The organism is Sulfitobacter sp. HI0129, from assembly GCF_001635395.1.
Lineage (GTDB): Bacteria > Pseudomonadota > Alphaproteobacteria > Rhodobacterales > Rhodobacteraceae > Sulfitobacter.
The window spans coordinates 1-1,484 of record NZ_LWGH01000614.1 but is presented as its reverse complement, the minus strand read 5'-3'; the positions used below and the strand labels follow the sequence as shown (position 1 = coordinate 1,484).

At 68.1% G+C, this 1,484-nt stretch carries 2 protein-coding genes; both read right to left on the bottom strand.

Annotated features, from left to right (window positions below):
* On the bottom strand, positions 1-261 hold a 261-nt coding region (locus A3764_RS16110; protein ID WP_443069388.1), incomplete at its 3' end, for a LexA family protein.
* Positions 262-336: 75 nt separating this feature from the next.
* Positions 337-1,476 carry a molybdopterin molybdotransferase MoeA gene (locus tag A3764_RS16105; RefSeq protein ID WP_067951771.1) on the bottom strand — a complete coding sequence of 380 codons (1,140 nt, stop codon included), beginning with the start codon at positions 1,474-1,476 and terminating at the stop codon, positions 337-339.
* Between the last annotated feature and the right edge of the window lie 8 nt (positions 1,477-1,484).

The window sequence follows — 1,484 nt, the reverse complement described above, 5'->3', positions numbered from 1 at the left end:
ATCGACGACGCGGGGCGCAAAACCGCCGCCTGCGGAGCCGCCAAGGCTTTCCGGCAGCTTCACGATTTCGATGGCGCGGGCCCTATGCGCCAGACGGCGGATGAACCCGCGTTCTTCCAACGCCGTGATGAGCCGGTGAATCCCAGATTTGGACCGCAGATCCAGCGCCGTCTTCATCTCATCGAAACTGGGGGGCACGCCGTCACGCTGGACGCGCTTGTGGATGAACGATAGCAGATCGAGTTGTTTTTGGGTCAGCACTGCGGGGCCCCTTTGGATGCGGTTTTGCTTTGTTCTAGAGGTGTTCCCGTTTTGTGTCAATGCTCGCGATGCGTGTCAGGTGCGGTGCAACTCGATGCAGGGGACTTCTTCGCCCTTCTGTCGCGCCGGGTCGGAGGGGGCGCGCACCAGCAGCGCATCGGCGCGGGCAAGCACCGACAGCAGCGAGGAATCCTGCCGCTCCGCCGGGGTGACACCTTCCGCGCCCAGCCGCGCCCGCATGTAGTGTTCGCGCGGGCCGTTGGCGGGGATGTCTTCCGCCAGCGCCCGCATCGTCCGCACCGCGGGTGCCGCGCCGAGGCCCAGCATCAGGTCTACGACGGGCCGCAGAAAGACCTCTCCGCAGACCATGGCGGAGACGGGATTGCCCGGCAGGCCGATCATCGCCATCTCGCCCAGCCGGCCCGCCATCAGCGGTTTGCCGGGGCGCATCGCAACCTTGTAGAACGCCTGTTCCATCCCCAGCGCCGCCATGACCGGCGCGATGAGGTCATGATCCCCGACGGAAGCCCCGCCGATGGTGACCAGCAGATCGGCCCCGGCGGCAAGGGCGAAGGCCTGCCGGAGCGAGGCCTCGGTGTCGCGGGCGATGGGCAGCATGCGCACCTCCGCCCCGGCGGCCCGCAGCATCGCTTCGAGCCCGTAGCTGTTGGAAGCGACGATCTGGTCCGGCCCCGGCTCCTCTCCGGGCTGGATCAATTCGTCCCCGGTCGCCAGCAGCGCGATACGCGGCCTGCGCGTTACCGGAACCCGGTCGATGTTCATCGCCGCCAGCAGTGCTACGTCGGCAGGCCGTAACCGGCGCGGCGCTTCCATCGCGTCGCCTTGCGAAAAATCACCGCCAGCGGGGCGGATATTGTCTTTGCTGCCAATGCCATGGCCAAGGGTGATGAGATCGCCGCGCCGCGTCACGTCTTCCTGAATGACGACGAAATCGGCGCCCTTGGGGATCGGTGCGCCGGTGAAGATGCGCACCGCCTGACCCGCCCGCAGCGCGCCGTCGTAGCCGTGGCCCGCCGCCGCCTCGCCCATCACCTTGAACATGGCGTCGGGCTCGACCTCCGCCCGGCGGAGGGCATAGCCATCCATCGAAGAGGCCGCGAATGGCGGCTGCGTACGGCGTGCGGTGACGGGCCGAGCCAGCACGCGCCCTGCCGCTTCGCGCAGGGGCACGACCGGCAAGCCTGCGATAGCCAGCGACCCGT